The organism is Paraburkholderia steynii, from assembly GCF_900100565.1.
In the GTDB taxonomy this organism is placed as follows: Bacteria; Pseudomonadota; Gammaproteobacteria; order Burkholderiales; family Burkholderiaceae; genus Paraburkholderia; species Paraburkholderia terrae.
Genome location: NZ_FNDI01000015.1, coordinates 157,704 through 179,934, shown reverse-complemented (window position 1 = coordinate 179,934; position 22,231 = coordinate 157,704). Strand labels below are relative to the sequence as shown.

15 protein-coding genes and 1 pseudogene are annotated in these 22,231 nt (G+C 63.2%); 5 read left to right on the top strand and 11 right to left on the bottom strand.

Annotated elements, in window-relative coordinates; genetic code table 11:
* Window positions 1-268: 268 nt before the first annotated feature.
* Both BLT65_RS25900 and dctA read left to right on the top strand, forming a co-directional pair.
* Complete coding sequence (locus tag BLT65_RS25900; RefSeq protein ID WP_042313716.1) at window positions 269-1,237, top strand: LysR family transcriptional regulator; 969 nt, start codon at window positions 269-271, stop codon at window positions 1,235-1,237.
* Window positions 1,234-2,541 carry a C4-dicarboxylate transporter DctA gene (dctA, locus tag BLT65_RS25895; protein WP_091782551.1) on the top strand — a complete coding sequence of 436 codons (1,308 nt, stop codon included), beginning with the start codon at window positions 1,234-1,236 and terminating at the stop codon, window positions 2,539-2,541. The genes BLT65_RS25900 and dctA overlap by 4 nt, the downstream gene beginning before the upstream one ends.
* 34 nt (window positions 2,542-2,575) lie before the next feature.
* Here the strand turns inward: dctA and BLT65_RS25890 are convergent, their stop codons facing one another.
* From BLT65_RS25890 to BLT65_RS25840, 11 genes and pseudogenes are all read right to left on the bottom strand, one after another.
* A complete protein-coding gene (locus tag BLT65_RS25890) occupies window positions 2,576-3,358 on the bottom strand; it encodes a substrate-binding domain-containing protein (RefSeq protein WP_091782732.1) in 783 nt (260 codons plus the stop codon).
* Window positions 3,359-3,411: 53 nt separating this feature from the next.
* Window positions 3,412-4,710, bottom strand: coding sequence for an MFS transporter (gene tcuC, locus BLT65_RS25885; RefSeq protein WP_091782548.1), 1,299 nt, complete (start codon window positions 4,708-4,710; stop codon window positions 3,412-3,414).
* Window positions 4,711-4,906: 196 nt separating this feature from the next.
* On the bottom strand, window positions 4,907-7,606 hold the full coding sequence (locus tag BLT65_RS25880; protein ID WP_091782545.1) for a CoA-binding protein: 2,700 nt from the start codon (window positions 7,604-7,606) through the stop codon (window positions 4,907-4,909).
* Window positions 7,607-7,616: 10 nt separating this feature from the next.
* Window positions 7,617-8,915 (bottom strand): ATP citrate lyase citrate-binding domain-containing protein, encoded by a 1,299-nt coding sequence (locus BLT65_RS25875; RefSeq protein WP_091782542.1) that lies wholly within the window; start codon window positions 8,913-8,915, stop codon window positions 7,617-7,619.
* 666 nt (window positions 8,916-9,581) lie between these two features.
* Window positions 9,582-10,817, bottom strand: a complete 1,236-nt coding sequence (gene chrA, locus BLT65_RS25870) for a chromate efflux transporter (RefSeq protein WP_091782539.1) — start codon at window positions 10,815-10,817, stop codon at window positions 9,582-9,584.
* Window positions 10,818-11,463: 646 nt separating this feature from the next.
* Window positions 11,464-11,667, bottom strand: a complete 204-nt coding sequence (locus BLT65_RS25865; protein WP_007577962.1) for a cold-shock protein — start codon at window positions 11,665-11,667, stop codon at window positions 11,464-11,466.
* A gap of 233 nt (window positions 11,668-11,900) precedes the next feature.
* Window positions 11,901-11,993: pseudogene (locus BLT65_RS47995) on the bottom strand (zinc-binding dehydrogenase); the annotation flags it as partial.
* A gap of 543 nt (window positions 11,994-12,536) precedes the next feature.
* A complete protein-coding gene (locus BLT65_RS25855; RefSeq protein ID WP_244186597.1) occupies window positions 12,537-13,064 on the bottom strand; it encodes a MarR family winged helix-turn-helix transcriptional regulator in 528 nt (175 codons plus the stop codon).
* Between the two features lie 52 nt (window positions 13,065-13,116).
* Window positions 13,117-15,009, bottom strand: a complete 1,893-nt coding sequence (locus BLT65_RS25850; protein ID WP_091782536.1) for a feruloyl-CoA synthase — start codon at window positions 15,007-15,009, stop codon at window positions 13,117-13,119.
* A gap of 158 nt (window positions 15,010-15,167) precedes the next feature.
* On the bottom strand, window positions 15,168-16,619 hold the full coding sequence (locus BLT65_RS25845; protein ID WP_091782533.1) for an aldehyde dehydrogenase: 1,452 nt from the start codon (window positions 16,617-16,619) through the stop codon (window positions 15,168-15,170).
* Between the two features lie 63 nt (window positions 16,620-16,682).
* Window positions 16,683-17,519, bottom strand: a complete 837-nt coding sequence (locus tag BLT65_RS25840) for a p-hydroxycinnamoyl CoA hydratase/lyase (protein WP_042313692.1) — start codon at window positions 17,517-17,519, stop codon at window positions 16,683-16,685.
* Between the two features lie 472 nt (window positions 17,520-17,991).
* Between BLT65_RS25840 and mhpT the strand changes: the two genes are divergently transcribed.
* Genes mhpT through BLT65_RS25820 form a run of 3 tightly spaced genes read left to right on the top strand, consistent with a single transcriptional unit; the run spans window position 17,992 to window position 22,104 of the window.
* Window positions 17,992-19,200, top strand: coding sequence for a 3-(3-hydroxy-phenyl)propionate transporter MhpT (gene mhpT / locus BLT65_RS25830; protein ID WP_091782527.1), 1,209 nt, complete (start codon window positions 17,992-17,994; stop codon window positions 19,198-19,200).
* 44 nt (window positions 19,201-19,244) lie between these two features.
* Window positions 19,245-20,387, top strand: coding sequence for a porin (locus tag BLT65_RS25825; protein ID WP_091782524.1), 1,143 nt, complete (start codon window positions 19,245-19,247; stop codon window positions 20,385-20,387).
* Between the two features lie 10 nt (window positions 20,388-20,397).
* Window positions 20,398-22,104, top strand: coding sequence for a tannase/feruloyl esterase family alpha/beta hydrolase (locus tag BLT65_RS25820; protein WP_091782521.1), 1,707 nt, complete (start codon window positions 20,398-20,400; stop codon window positions 22,102-22,104).
* Window positions 22,105-22,231: the final 127 nt, after the last annotated feature.

Here is a 22,231-nt window from a genome sequence, read left to right as displayed (position 1 = left end):
CGCATGTGCCTCGGTGGTGACCTGCGTCGCTGAGCTAACTGGTTGACCAGTCCCGTAGCTCCCGGCGTGGACAAACAGTACCTCGTTTTTATATTTTGCGGAGTGGCGTAGGGGCCATTACTCGACGGGTGGACATAATCAGCCTTAATGTAAGCCCATCGCTCCTCAACTGCGGCATTCCCGGAATCTAACGCGGCACTAGCAATATTCTCGGTCGAACTTGTCTGGATTCACGCAAAATATCAATACCGATAATGCGGAGATAGGCGTGGGCGTAAACTTCGACCTGAACGACTTGCAGGCGTTTCGAGCCGTTGTGGAACTGGGAAGCTTCCGCAAGGCCGCCGATGCGGTCAACATTTCTCAGCCGGCCTTGAGCCGCCGCATCGACAAGCTCGAGGCGGCACTCGGCGTGCGCCTCTTCGAGCGCACCACGCGCAGCGTCACGCTCACCACCGTCGGACGCGTGTTCGCCCCGAGCGCCGAGCAACTGCTCGACGATCTCGACGTCGCACTGCTTGGCATCCGGGATGTCTCGTCGAGCCGCCTGGGCCATGTGACGATCGCCTGTGTACCGTCGGTGGCCTACTATTTCCTGCCGAATGTCGTCGCGAGCTATCACAGCCGCTTTCCGCGCATCAGGGTCAAGCTGCTGGATTCGAGCGCAAATGAAGTGCTTGGCGCCGTCATCAGTGGCGAAGCCGATTTTGGTGTGAGCTTCATGGGCAGCCAGGAGTCCGAGGTGGAGTTCAAGGTCCTATTGCAGGAGCGCTTCGTTGCCGCGTGCCGTCGTGACCATCCGCTCGCGCGCAAGAAGCGTGTGTCCTGGAACGAGCTTTACGAGCACGAGTATGTGTCCGTCGACAAGACCTCCGGCAATCGCCTGCTGCTCGATCAGGCGCTCTCCGCCGTGGCCCCGCGCGTGCCGAGCGTCTGCGAGACGCGCCACGTCACTACCATGCTCGGGCTGGTCGAAGCGGGGCTCGGCGTCGCGGCGGTGCCTTCGATGGCCATGCCCGGGCGCGATCACCCCATCCTCACGAGCGTGCCGCTGGTCGATCCCGTGGTGAAAAGGCGCGTGGGAATCGTGACACGGCGCGGACGGCCGCTAACGCCGGCCGCGCAGGAGTTTTACCGGACGATCATTGAAATGAAGCGCGCCGTTGTCGTGAACGGTGATGTCAAGGGCAGTGGTGTGAACACGAAAGAGAAGACTGGAAGGAAGACAGCATCGTGACGTTGGCAAGGCCACTTCGGTTGCTTTACGTGCAGGTCTTGCTGGGCATGGCGCTCGGCATGAGTTTGGGCCACGTGTGGCCACAAGCCGGCGCTTCGCTCAAGCCACTCAGTGACGCGTTCATCGGTCTGGTGCGGATGATGATCGCGCCGATCGTGTTTTGCACTATCGTCTCAGGGATCACGTCGCTCGCAAGCGGCACAACGATCGGACGCACGATCCTCAAGGCACTGGCGCTCTTCTATTTCCTGACGGCCATCGCGCTCCTGATCGGCCTTGCAACCGCATACGCGTTGCGCCCCGGCGCGGGCATGCACATCGATCCGCATCATCTGGACACGAACCTCCTCGCGCAGTTTGCCGCACGCTCGCAGCCGCGCGGGGTCGAGGAGTTTGCGTTGAGCGTGATCCCCGAGACGCTCGTCGGCGCATTCGTGAAGGGCGAAGTGCTGCCCGTGCTTCTGCTTTCTCTGCTCTTCGGCTTCGCGCTGAACGCGAACCCGCGTGCGGGGCGGCCCGTGCTCGAACTCATCGAAGGGGTCGCCAATCTGCTCTTTCGCATTCTCGCGATGATCATGCGGCTTGCTCCCATCGGCGCGTTCGGCGCGATGGCATTCACCGTGGGCCGCTTCGGTATCGGCTCGGTCAGCTCGCTCGGCATGCTGATGGTGTCGTTCTATACGGCGTGCCTGCTATTCGTCGCACTGGTCCTTGCGCCGCTCGCACGGCTGCATGGCTTCGCGCTCTGGCGATTGCTACGCTACCTGCGCGAGGAGCTCGCGATCGTTCTCGCAACCTCTTCGACGGAACCCGTCTTGCCGCGACTGATCGTGAAGCTGGAAGCACTTGGCTGCGACAGGGGGATCGTCGGCCTCGTCCTGCCCGCAGGCTACTCATTCAACCTTGACGGCACGGCGATCTATCTGACGCTCGCTTCGGTGTTCATCGCGCAGGCGTGCGACGTACCACTTACCTGGCCGCAGATTGCGACGATGCTCGCCGTCATGCTGCTCACTTCCAAGGGCGCGGCCGGTGTGTCCGGCAGCGGGCTCGTCGCGCTCGTCGCGACGTTGACCGTGATTCCGGACTTGCCCGTCGCCGGGGTGGCGCTGCTGGTGGGGATCGACCGGTTCATGTCCGAGGCGCGCGCCCTGACAAGCGTGATCAGCAATGCCTGCGCGGTAATCTTCGTTTCGCAGTGGGAGGGGGCTTGCGACCGTGGGCGTCTTTTCCAGATGCTGCGCGGCCCAGCGCCGCGCGACGCGGACGACATTGACGCCCCCGCCACGAACACGCCAGGCTGACCGGCAGGCGGCTCTCGGCACGCATTCCGGCGTATCAATGCATGGTGACGGAATCGAGCCCTGTTGATTTCACTTCGGGCTGCGCTTCGGGCGAAGCGAGATAGTCGAGGAGGGCTTTGGCCTCCTTCGGATGCTGTGCGCCGATGGGGATGCCGGCCGCGTAACGCGTGACGGACTGGAGGGACTCGGGAATCTTTCCGACGTACGTCGCGCCCTTGATGGGCAGCAACTCGCTCACCTGCTGGAAGCCGATTTCGTAGTCGCCGTTTGCCACCACCGACGCCACCGGAATCCGCGGGATCATCTTCGCCTTCGGCTTGACCTGATCCTCGATGCCGAGCCGCTTGAAGAGCTCGCGCTCGATATAAACGCCGCTCGCGCTATCCGAGTAGGCGATCGACCTGGCGTGGAGCAGGGCTTGCCTGAGTGCCTCGACCGAGCCGATGTCGGGCTTCGCCGCGCCTTCGCGCACGACCATGCCGATGCGCGAATCCGCCAGTTCGACCCGCGATCCGGGGACGATCTTGCCTTCCTTGATCAGATCGTCGAGTGCGTAACCGACCATGATCACGACGTCGGCGGGCTCGCCGCGTTCGAGGCGGTTGGGAATCGCCTCGGGCGATTTGCCCATCGAGGGCCCAAGCGCGGTGTCGAGCGTATTGCCCGTAGTGGACGCGAATCTCGGGCCGAGCAACTTATACGCGGCGGTGAAACCGCCCGAGCTCATGACGTGCAGGTCGGCGGCCTGCACGTTCGCTGCGGCGGTGGACATTGCCACGAGCGCCACCGTACAAAGTTTCAGAAGCAGGTTTTTCATGGATGAAGGCGTGTCGGGTTGCGCGTTCAGGAATATGCGGGACGAGAGCAGCATCAGTGCGCTGGCGTCAGCGTCACTGCGCGGCGGCGATAGAGCGCGAACGTCGCGCACAGGGCGCAGACGGCGGCGAAGCTCATCCAGTATCCGGGTGCGGCCTTGTCGCCGGTAACGTGAATGAGGGCGGTCGAGATCGCGGGAGTGAAGCCGCCGAACACAGCCGTCGCGAGACTATAGGCTAGCGAGAACCCTGCGACGCGCACTTCCACTGGCATCACTTCCGTCAACGCGACGACCATCGCGCCGTTGTAGATGCCATACATGAACGAGAGCCACAGGAGCACGAGCAGCATGTTGACAAAGCTCGGCGCGTGAGCGAGCAGCGACAGTGCAGGGTACGCGGTCGCGATGGCGAGCGCCGTCATGGCGAACAGCAGCGGCCGGCGGCCGATCCTGTCGGAGAGCGCCCCGCCAATCGGCAGCCAGACGAAGTTCGACACGCCGACGCACAGCGTCACGAGCAGGCTGTCCGCGGTGCTCAGGTGCAGGACCGTCTTGCCGAAGGTGGGCGCGTAGATCGTGATGAGGTAGAAGCTCGTGGTGGTCATCGCCACCAGCATCACGCCGGCGACTACGACGGCCCAGTTGTGGACCAGCGTGCGGAACACCTCCTTCATGGTCGGGCGATGCTGGCGCGCCTTGAACTCCTGCGTTTCCTCGAGATTGCGGCGCAGCATGAAGATGAACGGCACGATCATGCAGCCGACGAAGAACGGCGCACGCCATCCCCACGCCGCGATGGCCGTCGCGTCCAGCCATTGATTGAGCGCGAAGCCGAGGCCTGCGGCCACGACGATCGCCACCTGCTGGCTCGCGGACTGCCAGCTCGTGAAGAAGCCCTTGCGGCCGGGCGTGGCCATCTCGGCGAGATACACGGACACACCACCCAGCTCCGCGCCCGCAGAGAAGCCCTGCAGCAGCCGCCCGACCAGCACGAGCGCCGGTGCCATGAGGCCGATCGTGGCATAGCCCGGCACGAATGCGATCAGGATGGTGCCGCTCGCCATGATGGAGAGTGTGACGATGAGGCCCTTGCGGCGGCCGACATCGTCGATGTAGGCGCCGAGCACGATCGCGCCCAGCGGCCGCATCAGGAAGCCGGCGCCGAAGACCGCGAAGGTCATCATCAGCGAGGCGAATTCGCTCGCGGCGGGAAAGAAGACGTTGGCGATCTGGGTAGCGTAGAAGCCGAACAGAAAGAAGTCGAACTGCTCCAGGAAATTCCCGGCCGTCACGCGGAATACCGCAGCGGCCTTCGACTGTCCGGGCGAAAGGGTAGAGGACGAGGGGTGCATCGAGGTGTCTCCTGAAATCCTGTAAATGCGCGGTGATCCGGCGGATTGTCGTTTCGGGAATGTTCGCCCGGAACCGGCAAAACGATAAGTGCAATGTTCTGAACGATTGATGTTCATTGGTTATCAATCGATGCTGTCGCGTCGCCACGCCTTCCATTGCGGAAGCGCGTGGCGGCGACCGTCAGGGGCCTTCCGGTCAGGCCACGAAGCGGCACTGCGAAGCGGCCGTGCGCGTGTCCATGTTGCGGCCGCGATTGAGGTGATCGTCGATTTCCGCGGCGCAGCCGAGCATGCGCGGATACAGGAAGATCGTGAATGCGGCGGTTTCGAGGTCCGCCTCGCTGAACTCCCCGCGTCGCAGCGGCTGCCATAGCATCTTCAACAACAGCGCGGCGATGACCGCATCGACGTTGACGCAATAGACATTGCGCGACACGCCCGCGTCGAACAGCGCTTGCACCAGGGCACGGTAGTACGCATGAAACGCGTTGTATTCGCCGCGCCCTTCATACAGATTGGCGATGAACACCTCGCGCGGATCGTGGTTCACCGGCTTGTCCTTGAAGACCGGGTGATTCACGCCCGGAAGCTTGGCGATGTCGAGGCTGCCCGCATGCTTCTGACGCGCCTTGTACTGCGCATACTGCTCGACGGATCGCCGTGCGAGCGCTTCGAGGTCCACGCCGTGTTTTGCGTCGGCAGGATCGTCGAGGCCGCTGTCGCGAAACGCCTCGTTGAGGAACGCAATACCTTCGTAGCCGTTGCCGCCATGCGTATAGCCGGTGTGCGTGAGAAAGCCGGCCAGCGCCTTGTTCAGTTGCACCCGCTCGGGGCTCTCGGGGCCGTCGGCGGATACCGCGCCCTTCGCGCCTTGCGCCGAGATTGCGCCGGGTCCGTTCGTGAGCAGCAGGCCGACGAGGGTCTTGAACGCAAACAGGTCGTCCGCGGTAGGCCTGCGGTTGAGAAGCGCCGCAAAGGCGACCTCGGTCAGCGTGCGTTCGCCGAGCAACGCTTCGGCGCCGATGCCGCAGAAGCTGTCGGGGCCGTGACGCGATGCTTCCGCCGAGGCGCCGATCAGCGTGCCGAAGAGCTGCGTCCACCACGGCAGGCTCTCCGCCGTCAGACGCGAGATGCGTTTGCGCATGAGCGGGCCCCAGGCGAGGGTCGTCGTGATCGCGGCGAGTACCGCGTCCGCACGCGGATGGCCAGGGCCGCACGCAAGCCAACGAACAAACGCGGAACTCACGCCGCGCGCAGCCAGACCCGCAAGCAATGCTTCGGCCTTCGGGTCGCGTGCTTCAGAGAAGAGCGCTTCGCTGCCGGTGGTATCGACGGCTTCGACATCGAAAGTCACGTCGAACGCGTTCGTGAGCTTCGCCGCCGCGAAGCGGTCGATCATCAGCTTTGCCGCTTCGCGCGCCGCACGCTGGCGATTCGGCCCGACAATCACCGCCGCCGCCGCGAGCACCGCGTTGGGCGCATTGCCCGCCTCGCGCGCGGCCTGCGCCGCCGCCAGTTCGGGCGTGCCGTGCAGGTTCACCGCTGCGCCTACCGCCACATTGATGAGCATCTCGTCGTTTGTTCCACCGAACTCGTGCAACAGCGCGAGGCAGACGTTCGCTTCGAGCGAACGCGTCGCTGCTTCTAGCATCGATGCACCGTGCAGGCTGCTCACCTGCGTCTTCGCGTCCATCTGCGAGGCGCCCGAGGCGTCCTTCAGTGTCTGGCGCGGCGGGATCGCGCCGATCTGGCCGTTCACCCGCGCCACTTGCTCGTTGTAGGGCGCGACCGCCTCCACCACCGGAATGGCGAGTTCGTTGGGCAGTTCAAGCCCCTGGTCCGAGCCGAACCACGGCTTGAGCGCGAGGCTGCCTTCTGGTTCGAAATCGGGCATCGTCGCGTTGGCGCGCATCACCGCCGTGAGCGCGGCGGGAATGTGCGCGATGTTCGTCACCACCGCGCCCCTGGCCGAGCAGCACGGTTCGTCCGGTGTAAAGAGCCGCTCGACGCCGAACTTTTCCATGAACCAGCGCTCCTTGGCGAGCGCGTCGTCGGCGCCGCCCGCCATCGCGCCCGCATGTCCGACCGCGCGCGTGAGGCGGCTCTTCCAGCGGCCCACCACGCACGCGACCACCGGCTTGGTGAACGTGGCGTCGGCCTCGTAGTAGCCGCCCGGCTCGCAGTACAACACGGCAGCCTTGCTGCGCGCGTCGTTGGCGAGAGCGAACGCGAACTCCGGCGCGGCGTAGTGGATGTAGACGTCTTTGCCGCTGGAAATGACGGTTGACGTACCCCAGCCGCTCATCCGGAGATACTGCGCGATGGTGGTGCTGAAGCCGCCCGAGTTCGAAAAGATTGCGATCGAGCCCCGGCGCAATGTCGCAGCGGGATCGTCGCCGCCGAGCGCGCCGCCGATGCGCACGCTCTGCCACGAATCCGCGACACCCAGCCCGTTCGCGCCGAAGATGTCAATGCCCGCCTGCTGGCCCATCGCCCGGATCTCACGAGCGTCATGCACGGCGATCTTCTCCGTGATGATGAAGATCTTGCGCAGATCGGGATTCACGCGGATCAGCTCGGCCACACCGTCGCGCGCAGCCGACGGCGGAAGGTACACGACGCCGCAATTGAAACGGTGCCCGGCTTCGAGGCCTTCGCGGACGTTGTTGTAGACCGGGATGTCGCCGGAGGGCGTCGCTAGCACCTGGCCACCTTTGCCGGGGGCGGTGCCGAACACGATATTCCCGCCCGAGAACGCATGGCTTACGGGTGTCACGTCCGACGATTCACCACCGAGAATATTGAGCACGCACACGCGGTCCTCGCGCGTGGCAATCTGCGCGAGCGACTGGATGCCGACGAAATACTTGAAATGATTGCTGGCTTGCCTGTACATGTCAGTCTCCTTACGCCTTTGCCGTTTCAGACTGCGACTCGCGTGCGCCGATGCTCGCCGCGACCTGCGCGCGCCCGCCCGATTGCATCCACGCATCGGCCTTGCGTGCGTACTGGATCACTTCGCTGATGTCGGAATCGAAGCCGAAGAGGCGATAGGGGAGGCCGAGCGAATCGCAGGTGTCGCGCAGCGCCGACATGCCACGCACGAGGTTCGGACCGCCGCGCCCGAGGACGACGTAGAGTGGTGTCGGGCCGTGCTCGCTGAAGTGCTCACGCAGTGCGTCGGCCATCGCGCGCAGTGTCTCGTAGATATCGGTGTTGTTGGATTTGCCACCGATGATGAACAGCACATTCGACTGTTTCAGCCAATGCCTGAAGCAGATGCGCGCCACTTCCTTCATCTTCTCGTAGGGGGGATTGCCGCCGAAGTCCGACGAGATGACGGCCGCGTCGCCAAGCATCTCAGTCACAAGTGAGTTCGCGCCGCCGCCGAAGGTGGGCGCGAGGATCGTGCCGCGGTCGTTGATCACGTACACATCGCTTTGGCCCTGATGCGTGCGAAGCTGGTTGATCTCCTGCTCGAAGTCCGAGTAGTCGGCGGCGAATAGATGCGCTGGCAGGCCGAGGCGCGAGAAGCGCGGATCATCGCGATCGAAGCCGCATTTGAAGTCGCACGCCACGGGCGTGAGACGCCCTTTCTTGTCTTCGCGCATGCGGATCGGATTGAGTTCGAGCGTCGTCATGCCGAAGTCGTGAAAGAGCTCCCAGAGCTTCGGCAACTGCTGCACGAGCGGCGAGATGATCTCGCGCGGCGCGCCGATCTCGCTGAGTGCGTTTGCGACGACGAACGCCTTCAGCCCGGTCAATGCATCGAAAGGCACCATCGCGACGTGCTTCGGATCGACTTCCTCGATGTCCATGCCGCCCATGTGAGAGAGCGTCATCGTGGGGGCGCGGAAGCGGGTGGAATCGGTGATCGAGAAATAGACTTCGTGCGTTGCCGGCACGCCCGCTTCGAACGTCACGCCGTTCGCCTTTGCCCTCATGTGGCCCACGACGTGCTCGGCGAAGTAGAGCCGCTCTTTTTCGGCGAGGGCCGTCTTGAGGTCGGACGCGCGGCCGAGCAGGCCAGCCTTGCCCTTTTTGCCGACGCCGCCCTTGAACACGGGCTTGATAAAGACCTGGCCGTGACGGTCGATCAGTGACTTGATCTCCTCTTCGCTTGCGCCGGGGCCCAGCACTTCGCTGGCCGGGAATCCGACGAATTGCAGCAGGCGCGCGCCGTGCAACATTCCGGTGATCTGCATGTGAGTGTCTCCTGAATTTTCAAGGCAATGACGAATGAAGTAAGTACGCGGAATTCATCCCGCTCGCTGCAGCAGGCGCAAAAAGCACCGCTGCCCTGGGCGCGCTCGAAGCGGCGGCAGAAATAACAAAGCGAAGTGTTGTGATGCGAGACGCGCGTCGGTGACGGGTCGCGGCGCCCATGACCGGGCTCGCGCTGGAATACGGCGAAACGCTGTTCACGTTTCGAGCCTGTCTCCGATGCGTTCTTCTGTAGATGTGTTTATGAACCTCTTGAGCACCGATATTTGCTCAAGACGTCAGAAACGAGAAGTGCGATTTTTGGATGCATTGATGTTCAATGGTTATCAATGCGAGTGCGGCCTGCTACGCCTAAATCGAACTAGCGACGTTGTTATATGGATGACTAATTAAATTGAAGTGGGATTGATCCGGGATGGTCATCTCAAACCGGTGGTCACTATGTCGAATTGATGCCCATTGACGGCGAAGGCGTAAGACACTTGTCGGCCGCTTCAGCCTTCGCCTGGGGCACCGCACGGCGAATAGCGTCGGCACAAACGGTTTCATGACAAACCGTTCGCTATCGCAGCATTGTGCGATCAGCCGGTTGACGATCGTCGGTCATGATCCCAGATACTTGCTGCGTTGCCTATGCACTCACCGATTCAGCGCAAGGTCACCTCGGCAACGCCGGCCAGCGCACAGAGCGCGACGACGGCGAGCGGTGGAATCTTCCAGCGTGTCAGCAAGAAAAAACCGATGGCCGCGATGGCAAAGTCGAGTTCAGAGAGAACCGCGCTGGTCCAGACCGGCGAGTACAGCGCGGTGGCCAGCAGTCCAACGACCGCCGCATTCACCCCCGCAAGCAGTGCAGCCATCGACGGAAGATCGCGCAGCGCTTGCCAGTAAGGTAGCGCCGCAAGCACGAGCAGAAGACCCGGCAAAAAAATGCCCACTGTGGCGAGCAACGCGCCGGTCCAGTGATTCGGCGCTTCGGTCATCGTCCATCCGAGAAATGCAGCAAACGTGAATAAGGGGCCCGGGACAGCCTGTGCGGCGCCGTAGCCAGCGAGAAAATCGTTCGACGAGACCAGGCCGGCCTCAACGGTTTGCTGCTGAAGAAGCGGTAGCACAACGTGACCGCCGCCGAAGACAAGCGCGCCCGATCGATAGAACGCATTGAAGACCTCGAGTGCCTGGCCCGCATGGAGTCGGACCAGCGCGGGAAGCCCGAACAGCAAGACACAGAAAAGGATCAACGCGACGGCACCCACCGTGCGGGATACACGGATTTCGAGCGTGTGTCGTGGTACTCGACTGGCGTCTGACGATGTCGTCGTCTGGCAAAACGCGAGTCCGAGCACAGCACCGAGGGCGATAACGATGAGTTGCGCATAGACGGTCGTCAGAATGCTGAGCACCCCGATGGCGATGAGCGCGATGGCAGCACGACGTTGATCCGGACACAGGCGCCGCGCCATATCCCAAACTGCTTGAGCGACGACAGCGACAGCGACGAGCTTCAGGCCATGGATCAAGCCGCCACCGACCAGGCCGCCAAGACTTGGGGCGATGGCAGCAAAGCTGAGCAACAACAGGACTGAAGGCAGCGTGAATCCGCACCACGCCGCGAGTCCCCCAAGCCACCCCGCTCGCAAGAGACCGATCGAGTACCCCACCTGGCTGCTGGCCGGTCCCGGAAGGAACTGACAGAGCCCGACCAGATCCGTGAAGGTTTCGTCATCAAGCCAGTGGCGCCTCTCAACGAATTCCCGGCGAAAGTATCCCAGATGGGCAATGGGACCGCCGAAGCACGTCAGCCCCAATCTGAGAAAAACCGCGAGAACCTCCGGTGCGGAACCCTCCCGAGTCGAGTGCGCAGAGGTGACACCAGTTTCCATGATTGCCGGTTTTCCAGATTGAGAAGATCAGCACGCCCGCATGAAGATCTCGGTCATCTATCGTTGTTCGGGGGCGACAGCATCGGGATTATGACTCGATCTGGTCTCACGGTGCAGCGGCGTGAACGGTCCATGTCGGGCGTTCGCGGATATCTCGTGACTGTCTCAAAACGGGACCGACTTGAGACGCCGGCGCTCCGCGGAGCCGCAAGCGCGCGCGTTGATGCCCGATGAACGCGGCGTGCTGAACTTCCCGACTGCAAAACGGGTCACCGGGAGGACTGTTGTTTGAGAGGCCGTGCGTGGTGATGACACTTTGCGCCAGCGAGAACGCGGCGATAAGCGGAAGTGGACGAGGGGGAATTGCGAGGACGAGAAAAGCGGGGGCAAGCAACGCAACCGCGGAGGACGTGCCCCATAATCGGGCAGTGCCTGCGCCGACCAGTGATAGCGCCTCGGCGCTGGTCGTCGCGTAATTTATGCGCCTTGATTGTGCGTGCGGTGATGGGTCACGAGCAGGACTTGTCCGTCCTGCCCGTATCGGGGCACCTGGAATGCCGTCACGCTCACGGACTCCTGACACGCCGAACGTGAGAAACGTGACCCGCGCGGGGCGGGTTACGCGCCAGGATAACGCCCGTGCCGGTTACACAGGCTTGATATTTGCAGCCTGCTTGCCCTTCGGTCCCATCTTCACTTCGAAGCTTACTTTCTGGTTTTCCTGCAATGACTTGAAGCCTTCAGTCTTGATTTCGGAGAAGTGAGCGAACAGGTCTTCGCCACCTTCGTCCGGCGTGATGAAACCAAAGCCCTTCGCGTCGTTAAACCATTTCACTGTACCAGTTGCCATTTTTTGAACCTGTAGATGTTGAAAATCGCATTTGCGAACGCGGTACGGCACGGAGCGACCGCCCGCGGTGGAGACTTTTTACCATGTCGGGATGAAACCTGCCAACCAGGAGGTGCACGGACAGCACACCGGCACGCTTTCCGGTGGCCCGAACCGGTTCAGGCGCTGGTCGCTCTGGCCAACGGCGGCTGCGTCACCGGGTGATTTTTCGCGCACCGGGCCCGGCCGCCCTATCAGATCTTGATGACAACCTTACGCTTTGCACGTCCAGTTTCCACGTAAGCCAAAGCCTCTCGTGTTGACCCGAACGGGAAAACCCGATTGATCGATACGATAACCGTTGGGGAAGCCCTCAATGTCGATGATGCATCAGATCGACGTAATGGGTATCAAGCCATCGGCTTGATCGTCCCTCGCTTGTGTTCCTGTGATGGCGGGTGGCAAGCCACAACACCACGCCGACTATCAACATCACAGCCGGACCCATCAGGTACGCCATAAACGTTTCACTCACGACATCCTCCTTCAGGTCGGTCGCCGCACTTACATTCTAGGCGACGGTCGATGCCAACGCGCACCCGCCCGTTGCCACTCGCGTTGAATCCCGCCATTGCAATGTCCAGCCTGACGCCAGCTGCGGATGGCAGATTGATGCAAGTGTTCGCCGCTCAAGCACGGGTTGGGAAAGGAGATTCCGGTGAGTGCGTCAGCTTCATCAAGGATCGGATGGAAAGGTTACCGGCTGGAGGCCCACCGACAAAGCGAGGGGGCGTGCGCGCGCCAGTTCTCGACCGCGCCGACGTACGTGGGTGGAAAGGGAGTGAGGGCGACGTTACCCGGGCGCCGCAAAAGAGCCAGAGGACCGACCGTTACTCCCGAAGGTTCCGGACGAAGCGTTCGAGCATCTCTTGCACGGCCGACGCATCGCTCGCCTCTGTCCCCGAGAGCATCCGGGCCTCCAGAACCCGCACCGCACTCATGCACCGATGTAGCACCTCGCGTCCTTCATCGGTGAGGCGAAGTACAACGATACGCCCATGATTCGGATCCGGTTCGCGCGTGATCCAGTTGCGCGACGCCATCACGCTCATGACTTCGTTGGCCGATTGCGGCGTGATGAACGATCGCTCGGCGAGTTGCGCGTTTGACGCCTCGCCCCGCGCTTCCAGCACCGAAAGCGCGGTGAATTGTGCAAGAGTCAGACCCAACGGTGCGAGTGCTTCCGTCATCTTGCGGCGCAAAATGCGATCCAGGCTGCCGACCAGATAGGTGAGACGGGGACGCGCCGCCGCCTTGCGCGCTGTCGGCGCCGGGCGCTGGCGACCGGCGCTTGCGGATGCTGCTTTCGTCGTTTTTGCAGGAGATTTGCCCGTCATCAGATCGCCGGATGCTGTCATCGAAGACGCCATGTTACCGCGCGATTCGCCCGGTACATCGTCCTGTTGGCTTTCACGCCTTGCAACGCGCGGCATAGATCACGGTTGGATCGTCGCGCCGCGCATCGTGCATTGCCTCGACGAGTTCCGCACGATGCGTCAACACCGCGCGCTGGTTGATCGAGCCCTTGTCGGTGATCTCGCCGAGATCGAGCGACGGAGCCACGTCGAGCAGTTGCAGCCGTGCGATCGCCGTCGCGCTACCGGTCGATTCGCGGTTGAGCCGGTCGAGCAGATCGATGAAGAACGCGCGCACGGCCGGGGCGCCGACAATCTCGCCAGCACCCGCCGATGCAGGCAACTGCGCGAGCCGCCGGCAATCGTCGAGCCTCGGAAACACGAGCAGCCCGACATCGTCGCGGTTCAGGCCCGTGACGACCACGTCCTGCACATATGGTGTACCCGCCGAAATGACGCGCGCCCTCATGGGCCCGACGCTCACGAAAGTGCCCGAACTCAGCTTGAAGTCTTCGGCGATGCGTCCGTCGAACGCCAGGCCGAGTTCCGGGCGCTGCGGATCGACGAACTTCAGCGCGTCGCCGCTGCAGTAATAGCCTTCTTCATCGAACGATCCGGCGGCGGAGGCGTCGTTCATTCGCCAGTATCCGGACATCACATGCGGGCCGCGAAAGCGCGCCTCCAGCTTGCCGGAGACGGGCACGAGCTTCACTTCGCAGCCGGGCGCGGGCATGCCGACGTAACCCGCGCCCATGACGGGGCCCGTCGTGAACAGACACGAAGGCGATGTCTCCGTCATGCCCAGACCGGCCATGATGCGGATGCGCTCCCCGCAAAAACGTTCAGTGACGCTCTGAAGCCGATCCCACGCGGCCTGTGACAGTCCCGCGCCCGCGAAGAAATACACCTTCACGCGCGAAAAGAATGTCTCGCGCAGCTGCGCGTCGGTTTCGAGCGCGCTCGTCAGTTCTTCCCATCCCTTGGGCACGTTGAAGTAGATCGTCGGCGCGATCTCGCGCAAATTCCGCAGCGTTTCGTCGAACTTCTTTGCAACGGGTTTGCCGTCGTCGATATACAGCGTGCCGCCGTTATAGAGCGCGATGCCGACGTTATGACTGCCGCCGAACGTGTGATTCCACGGCAACCAGTCGACCAGCACAGGTGGCTCGTCGGCGAACTCCGGGAACGTGTCGAGCAGCATCTGCTGATTGCTGCACAGCATGCGATGCGTCGTCGGCACGGCTTTCGGCAGCATCGTCGAGCCGGAGGTGAACAGGAACTTGGCGATGGCGTCGGGCACGATCGCGTCATGTGCGGCATCGACTGTCGTGGGAAGCGTGTCGAGCAACGCTGACAGGGGCGTCGCGTTACGTGCTCCGCACGTACCCGTGGCCGTGACCACTTCGACATTGCCCGGTACGGTGGCGTCGATGGCGGCGGCGAATGTGTCGCCATCGGTGGCGAACACGAGTCCGGGCGTCAGCAGATCGAGCGTGTGGCGCAGCTTGCCATAATCGCTGGAGACGAGCGAATAGGCGGGCGAGATCGGCGCATAGGGCACGCCCGCCCACATCGCGCCGAGCGCGACCATCATGTGCTCGAGATCGTTGCCGGAGAGAATCACGACAGGCCGTTCAGCCGACAGATTGCGATCGAGCAGTGCCTGACCGATTGCCCGGGCACGCGCAAGCATCTGCGCGTAGCCAATACCCTGCCATTCGCCATCGGCGCCGCGACGCGCGACGAGCCAGCGGTCCGGATGCGCCTGCGCGCCGCTCGCGAGCCGGTCGGTCAGCCGCTTCGGATACGCGCCCGGCGTCGCGCCCGATTCCATGTACCAGATGTCGCCTTCGCGGCGCACGCGGACGGGCGCAGTACCGATCCGCACCGCGCGGTAAGGCACAGACGTCTCTCTGTCGACAGCGGATTGTGTCGGCTGGGAATTCACCTTGTTGTCTCCTGTCGGCCCGCGTTGGCGCTTTGACTCTGACGCGGGTGTGGGCTCGCTCAAGCGGCGCGCCGAAGCCCGCCGCGAGATATCCGCCTTGTGCGAAGCATGCCCGATTTAGATTGGTATGCGTGAACGGCGCGTCGATATCGACGCGTTCAGATCGGGTAATGACGTGGACCCGTTTGTATCGTGATCCACCGCAGATCGGTGAATTCGGCAATCGACGCCTTGCTGCCGAAGCGCCCGTATCCGCTGCTCTTCACGCCGCCAAACGGCATCTGCGCCTCATCGTGTACGGTCGCCCCGTTGATATGACATATGCCGGACTCGATGCGTCTGGCGACCTGCATCGCGCGCGCAATGTCACGACTGAACACGGCAGCCGACAAGCCGAACTCGCTGTCGTTGGCGACGCGCACCGCTTCGTCGTCGCTATCGACGCGCAGCACCGTCACAACGGGCGCGAACGATTCCTCCGCGTACAGCTTCATCTCGGCAGTCACGCCATCGACGATGGTCGGCTGCATGATCGCGCCATCCGTTGGGCCGCCCGCGCGTATCGTCGCGCCATAATCGCGGGCGTCCTGTACCAGCGCCGTCGCGCGCTGCGCAGCCTGTGCGCTGACCATCGCGCCGAGCACGGCACCCTGCGCGGCGGGCGCCGCGGCCACCAGTTTGCGTGCTTTCTCTGCGAGCTTGTCGACGAGCGACGCTGCAATGCTGCGATGCGCGATCACACGCTCCGTCGACATGCAGATTTGCCCCTGGTTGAAGAACGCGCCGAACGCAATGGCTTCGACGGCCGCGTCGAGATCCGCGTCGTCGAGCACGAGCACGGGCGCCTTGCCGCCGAGTTCGAGCAGGGCGGGCTTCAGATGCTTTGCCGCATGCATCGCGATGATTCGGCCGACATGCGTCGAGCCCGTGAAATTCACGCGACGCACGGCGGGGTGCGCGATCAGCCGCTCGACGATGGCAGGCGCATCTTCGGGCGCATTCGTCACGACGTTGACGACGCCGTCGCCGAGCCCCGCTTCCTGCAATACGCTGCCGATCATCCGATGCACGGCGGGGCAGACCTCCGACGCCTTCAGCACCACCGTATTGCCGCACGCGAGCGGCATCGCGACGGCGCGCGTGCCGAGGATCACGGGCGCATTCCACGGTGCGATGCCGAGCACCACGCCGCACGGCTGACGCACGGCGAGCGCCAAATTGTCTGGCGTGTCGGTGGGAACGATGCTGCCGTCGATTTGCGTCGTCATGGCTGCGGCTTCGCGCAGCATGTTCGCCGCGAGATGTACGTTGAAGCCGTACCAGTTGGCCATCGCGCCCGTTTCCGCGATGCCCGTTTCGATGAATGCGCCGGCCCGCGCGTCCATGATGTCGGCGGCCTTGAGCAGACGCGTGCGGCGCTCCGTGGGCGGCAGCGCCGACCATGCGGGGAACGCGGCTGCGGCGGCATCGACGGCCGCGTCGGCGTCTGCCAGCGTGGCAGCGGGCGCGCGCGAAGCCACGGCGCCCGTGACGGGATTCAGGCGCGCGAAAGTCGCGCCGCTAACGGCGGCGCAGTCCTTGCCGCCGACCAACATGCTCACTTCGTTCACGATGGCTGTCTCCTTTGTCGACCGGAACGCCCGGCGTCATTGCACGCCGGGCGTCGTGCGTCGTCATTCCGCGCGCTTGTAGGCCTGAAGGCCGGGCTTGATCGACTTCTGGTCGAGGAACTGTTTCAGTCCTTCTGCACGTCCGTTCTCGGGGTCGCGCAACTGGGCCTGGTCGAGCTTCGCGTACAGATAGTCTTCGTTCTGTTCCCACGTCAGCTCGCGGCAGCGCTTGAAACCATGCTTCGCGACGCGCAGCACGACGGGGTTCTTTTCGAGCAGCTTCGCGGCCAGCGCAATCGTCTCGGCGCGCAACTGCTCGCGCGGCACGCTCCGGTTCACGAGCCCCATGGCGGCAGCCTCCGTTCCCGTGAAGGTGTCGCCCGTCATGATGTAGTAGAGCGCCTGCCGATGCCCGACCGTATCCGCCATGGCCTTGCTGACGAGATTGCCCGGCGGAATGCCCCAGTTGATCTCCGAGAGGCCGAATACGGCCTCGTCGGCGGCGATCGCGAGGTCGCACGCGACCAGCGGCGAGAAACCGCCGCCGAAGCACCATCCGTTGACCATCGCGATGGTCGGCTTCGAATACATGCGCAGCAGTTTCCATTGCCACTGGCACGCATCGCGGCGAATCTTTTCCTGCAGGATCTCCGGGCCCGCATCGACTTCGCGGAAGTATTCCTTCAGGTCCATGCCGGCTGTCCATGCATCGCCTGCGCCCGTCAGGACTAGTACCCTGGCGTCGGCGTCGAGTTCGAGCGTCTCGAGTACCTGCACCATTTCGCTGTTGAGCGTGGGACTCATTGCATTGCGCTTCTCCGGGCGATTGAACATCACCCATGCAATGCCTTCCTCGACCTTCACGTCGACCGTCTTCCAGCGACCCTCATAACTTGCCATGTTCGTAGCTCCAGCGCGTGTTGCGCGTATCAATGTATGCCGTGATGTCCGAGTTACCCGACAGCGTTTTAATATCAGGTAGCCTGATACGAAGTCTATTATCAAGCAGCCTGATAAACAATCGTTCTATCCTCGGTGAAAACCCTCGTATGGGAGTGGCCACGTTCGGCACGCGTGCCACGGATGGCGCCTGGATACGGCTTCGCGCGGCGTTCGCGATGCGGCGCACGATAGAGATGTCCCTGTTCCCTGGGGTATTCACCAAAAGCATTCGCCTTGCATTGTCAGGTTGCCTGATATTAAATGCGCTCCATCGCGGTGATCTGTTGCGCGTTCTCACGAACGCGCTTTTATTCGGCCTAAATATCAGGTTGCCTGATATAAACGGAGGCGGCCTCAAAGCGTTTGCAGGTATCGACACAACAATCAGGTGACAGACATGAAATCCAGAACAGCACTGCCAGGAGACGGCATGACGATGCAGCCCATCGCGGGCACGGGCGCCGTCATGACATTGAGCCTTTGTTTCGCTATCGCCCTGTTGGAGGGGCTGGACCTGCAATCGGTCGGCGTCGCGGCGCCACGCATGGCGCGCGAATTCGGCCTCACAGTCGCGCAAATGGGCCTTGCGTTCAGCGCGGGCACATTCGGCCTGTTGCCCGGCGCGATGTTCGGCGGCCGTCTTGCGGACCGCATCGGACGCAAGCGCGTGCTGATTCTTAGCGTGTGCGTGTTCGGCTTGCTGTCGATCGCGACGGCGTTTGTCAGCAGCTTCAACATGCTCGTGCTCGTACGCGTGTTGACGGGCATCGGTCTTGGCGGCGCGCTGCCGAACCTGATCGCGCTATCGTCGGAAGCGGTCTCGCCGAAGGCGCGCAACACGGCCGTGAGCGTGATGTATTGCGGCATCCCATTTGGCGGCGTGATCGCATCGATCATCGGCATTGTCAGCATCGGCGATACGGGCTGGCGTCACATCTTCTACGTAGGTGGCGCGGGGCCGCTGTTGCTGGTGCCGCTGCTGGTTGCCTTGCTGCCCGAGTCCAACGCGTTTCGCAAGGCGTCGCACGGCACGAACCTGACGCCTGCACCCGTCGGCGAAGTGCTGTTCGGCGCAAGCCGCGGCCTCTCGACGCTGCAAATCTGGATCAGCTACTTCTGCACGCTGATCGTCCTGTACTTCCTGCTCAACTGGCTGCCGTCACTGATGGCTGCGCGCGGTCTGGCGCGGGCCGAAGTCGGCTACGTGCAGATCTTCTTCAACATCGGTGGCGGCCTCGGCGCGCTGTGCATCGGCATGTTGATGGACCGACTGCGCGGAGCCGTCGTCGTGTCCGGCATGTACGTCGGGATCATTGCTTCGCTGGCGGCATTGTCGGTTGCACCAGGCTTCGCGGCGCTTGCTGTATCCGCATTCTTCGCCGGGATGTTCGTTATCGGCGGGCAATCGGTGCTGTATGCGCTCTCCGCCGTGTTCTATCCGACGGCGATGCGCGGCACGGGTGTCGGCGCAGCGGTGGCGGTGGGGCGGGGCGGCTCGGTGGTGGGGCCGCTCGCAGCGGGCCAACTGCTGGCGATGGGCCGCAGTTCGTCGACGGTGATCGGCGCAAGCATTCCCGTCACGCTGATCGCCGCCGTTGCGGCGCTGCTTCTCATCCGCCGCCCGCGCGCGACCGATTGATTCTCGACTTCAAAAAACTAATCACACTGTTTGGAGACAACGACATGCAAACAACACCGGCCCGCTTTCTGATATGCGGCGCAATCTGCACATTGAGCACGACTGCTTTCGCGCAATCGAGCGTCACGCTCTACGGCATCATCGACACGGGCATCGAATACGTATCGCATGCGAATGTCGCGGGCGATCACGTGTTTCGCATGCCGGCTGTGACGGGCGAATTGCCGTCGCGCTGGGGGCTGCGCGGCGTCGAAGATCTGGGCGGCGGCTACAGCGCGATCTTCACGCTCGAAAGCGGCTTCAACGTGCGTGACGGCAGTTCGGGGCAGGGCGGACGGCTGTTCGGCCGCCAGGCCTTCGTCGGCCTGAAGAGCGCGTATGGCACCGTCGCGTTCGGGCGGCAATACACGATGACCTATCTGGCGCTGCAGGGCGCCGACATCATCGGGCCGGACATCTACGGTATGGGTTCACTCGATGCGTACGTGCCCAATGCGCGCGCCGACAATTCCGTCACCTACATGGGCACCTATAAGGGCGTCACGCTGGGTGCTGGGTATTCGTTCGGACGCGATTCGGCGGGCACGGGCAACTCGCCGGGCCAGGGAACGTGCGCGGGGTCGGTGCCGGGACACGCAACGGAATGCCGCGACTGGTCGGTGATGCTCAAGTACGACGCGCCGAACTTTGGCGTGGCGGCGTCGTATGAAGAGCAGCGCGGCGGCGCCAACGCGGCTGCCAATTTTTTCGACGGCGTTGCGACCACTCCGCTCACCAATGCCGCCGACAAGGACGCGCGCACGCATGTCAGCGCGTATGCGCAGTATGCCGGCGTAAAGGTCGGCGCGGGCTGGCTCGGGCGCCGCGTCGTCACCGATTCTCCCGCCGTGCCGAACGTGCGCTCGAATCTGTTCTTCGTCGGCGCTTCGTATTACGTGACGCCGGCGTTTCTCGTCGATGGCGAGGTGTTCCGCATCGTCAACAGCGACCACGATACGCGCGCGACGATGGGCACGCTGCGCACGACGTATCTGCTGAGCAAACGTTCGTCCGTCTATGCCCAGGCCGCGTATCTCGCGAACAGCACGAAAGCGCGCTACTCGGTGAGCGGCGGCGGTGGCGGCACGACGCCGGCGGCGGGCATGGGGCAGACGGGCGTGATGGTCGGCATCAAGCACATGTTCTAGGAGATATCGGATGAAGACTTCTGCGATTGCATTGTGCGTGTCGGCCATGCTTGCCGCCTGCGGTGGCTCGTCGAGCAATACGTCGACGTTGCCCCGACTCACCGCGGCGACGCCCGCGACGCTCGCCGGAAACTGCGCGACGCTCGCGGCCAGGCTCGCGTTTGCGAATACGACCTTCACGTCCGTGCAGGACGTGCCTGCGGGGACGCTGACAGTAGCGGGCAAGCCGATCGCCGAGCATTGCGTGATCGAAGGGCAGATGAACCAGCGCGTGAGTTCCGTCGATGGCAAGACGTATGCGATCGGCTTCGAGATGCGTCTGCCCGTTGCCTGGAATGGCCGCTTTTTCTACCAGGCCAACGGCGGGCTCGACGGCAACGTGCTGACTGCAACGGGCGAAATCGGCGGAGGCGGCCCGCTCAACGATGCGCTCAACATGGGCTTCGCCGTCATCAGTTCGGACGCGGGGCATTCGTCGTCGCAGAACCCGCTGTTCGGTCTCGATCCGCAAGCGCGCATCGACTATGGCTATAACGCGGTCGCAACGCTCACGCCGATGGCGAAGCAGGTGATCAAGACCGCGTACGGCAAGGCGCCTGATCGCAGCTATTTCGGCGGCTGCTCGAACGGCGGGCGTCATGCGATGGTCGCAGCGGCGAGGTCGTCGGCGGAGTACGACGGCATCATTGCGGGCGACCCGGGCTTTCATTTACCGAAGGCGGCGATCGGCGAAATGTGGGGCGCGCAGCAGTTCGCGAAAGTCGCAACCGCAACGACGACGAACGGCCTGCCCGACATCAAGACGGGTTTTACGGCGGCCGAGCGGCAACTGGTGGCGTCGCGGATCGTCGCGAAGTGCGATGCGCTCGACGGCGTCGCGGACGGCATGGTGCATGACATCAAAGCGTGTCAGGCGAACTTCAGCCTGGCCAACGACGTGCCGACCTGCTCCAGCAACGTTCGCGACGGCACGTGCCTAACCGCCGCGCAGAAGGACGCGATCGGCAATGTGTTCTCCGGCGCGCGCAACAGCGCGGGTACCGCGCTCTATGCGAGCTTTCCATACGACGCCGGTATCAACGGCGCAAATTGGACCTTGTGGAAGCAGAGCAATTCGATCGCGCTCGATCCCGCGGCGGCCGCCTTCACGTTCACGACGCCGCCGCAGAGCGCATCGTTGCTCAGCCAGTTGTCCTCGTACGCGCTGAACTTCAGCATGGACACTGATGCGCCGACAATCTTCGCCACCAGTGGCGTCTACACGGAATCGTCGTGGTCGTTCATGACGCCGCCCGACGAGACGAACCTGAGCGCGCTGAAACAGCGGGGCGCGAAGCTGATGGTGTATCACGGCACAAGCGACCCCGTGTTTTCGTCGAACGATACGACTGACTGGTATCAGCGCCTGATGGCCGCGAACGGGGGCGATGCGAGCAACTTCGCGCGGCTCTATACGGTGGCGGGCATGAACCATTGTTCGGGCGGTCCAACGGCGGACCAGTTCGACATGCTGACACCGATGATCGCGTGGGTCGAGCAGGGCCAGTCGCCAGACAGCGTGATCGCGACGGCGCGCGATGCAAGCAACGCGATACCGAACAGCGAGGTGCCCGCCGATTGGGGCGCGGGACGCACCCGGCCGCTGTGTCCGTATCCGAAGGTCGCGCGCTACAAAGGGGGTGACGTGAACTCGGCGGCAAGCTTCTCATGTAGTTGAAGCAACTGTTGTCGACGCAGTCTCACATGACGCACCAGGACGAAAGGTACTCGTCGCTTGACAGGTCTGGCGAGTGACGAATACGCGCTTGTGATGATGCGTCTTGAATCACACGCCAGACAGCCAG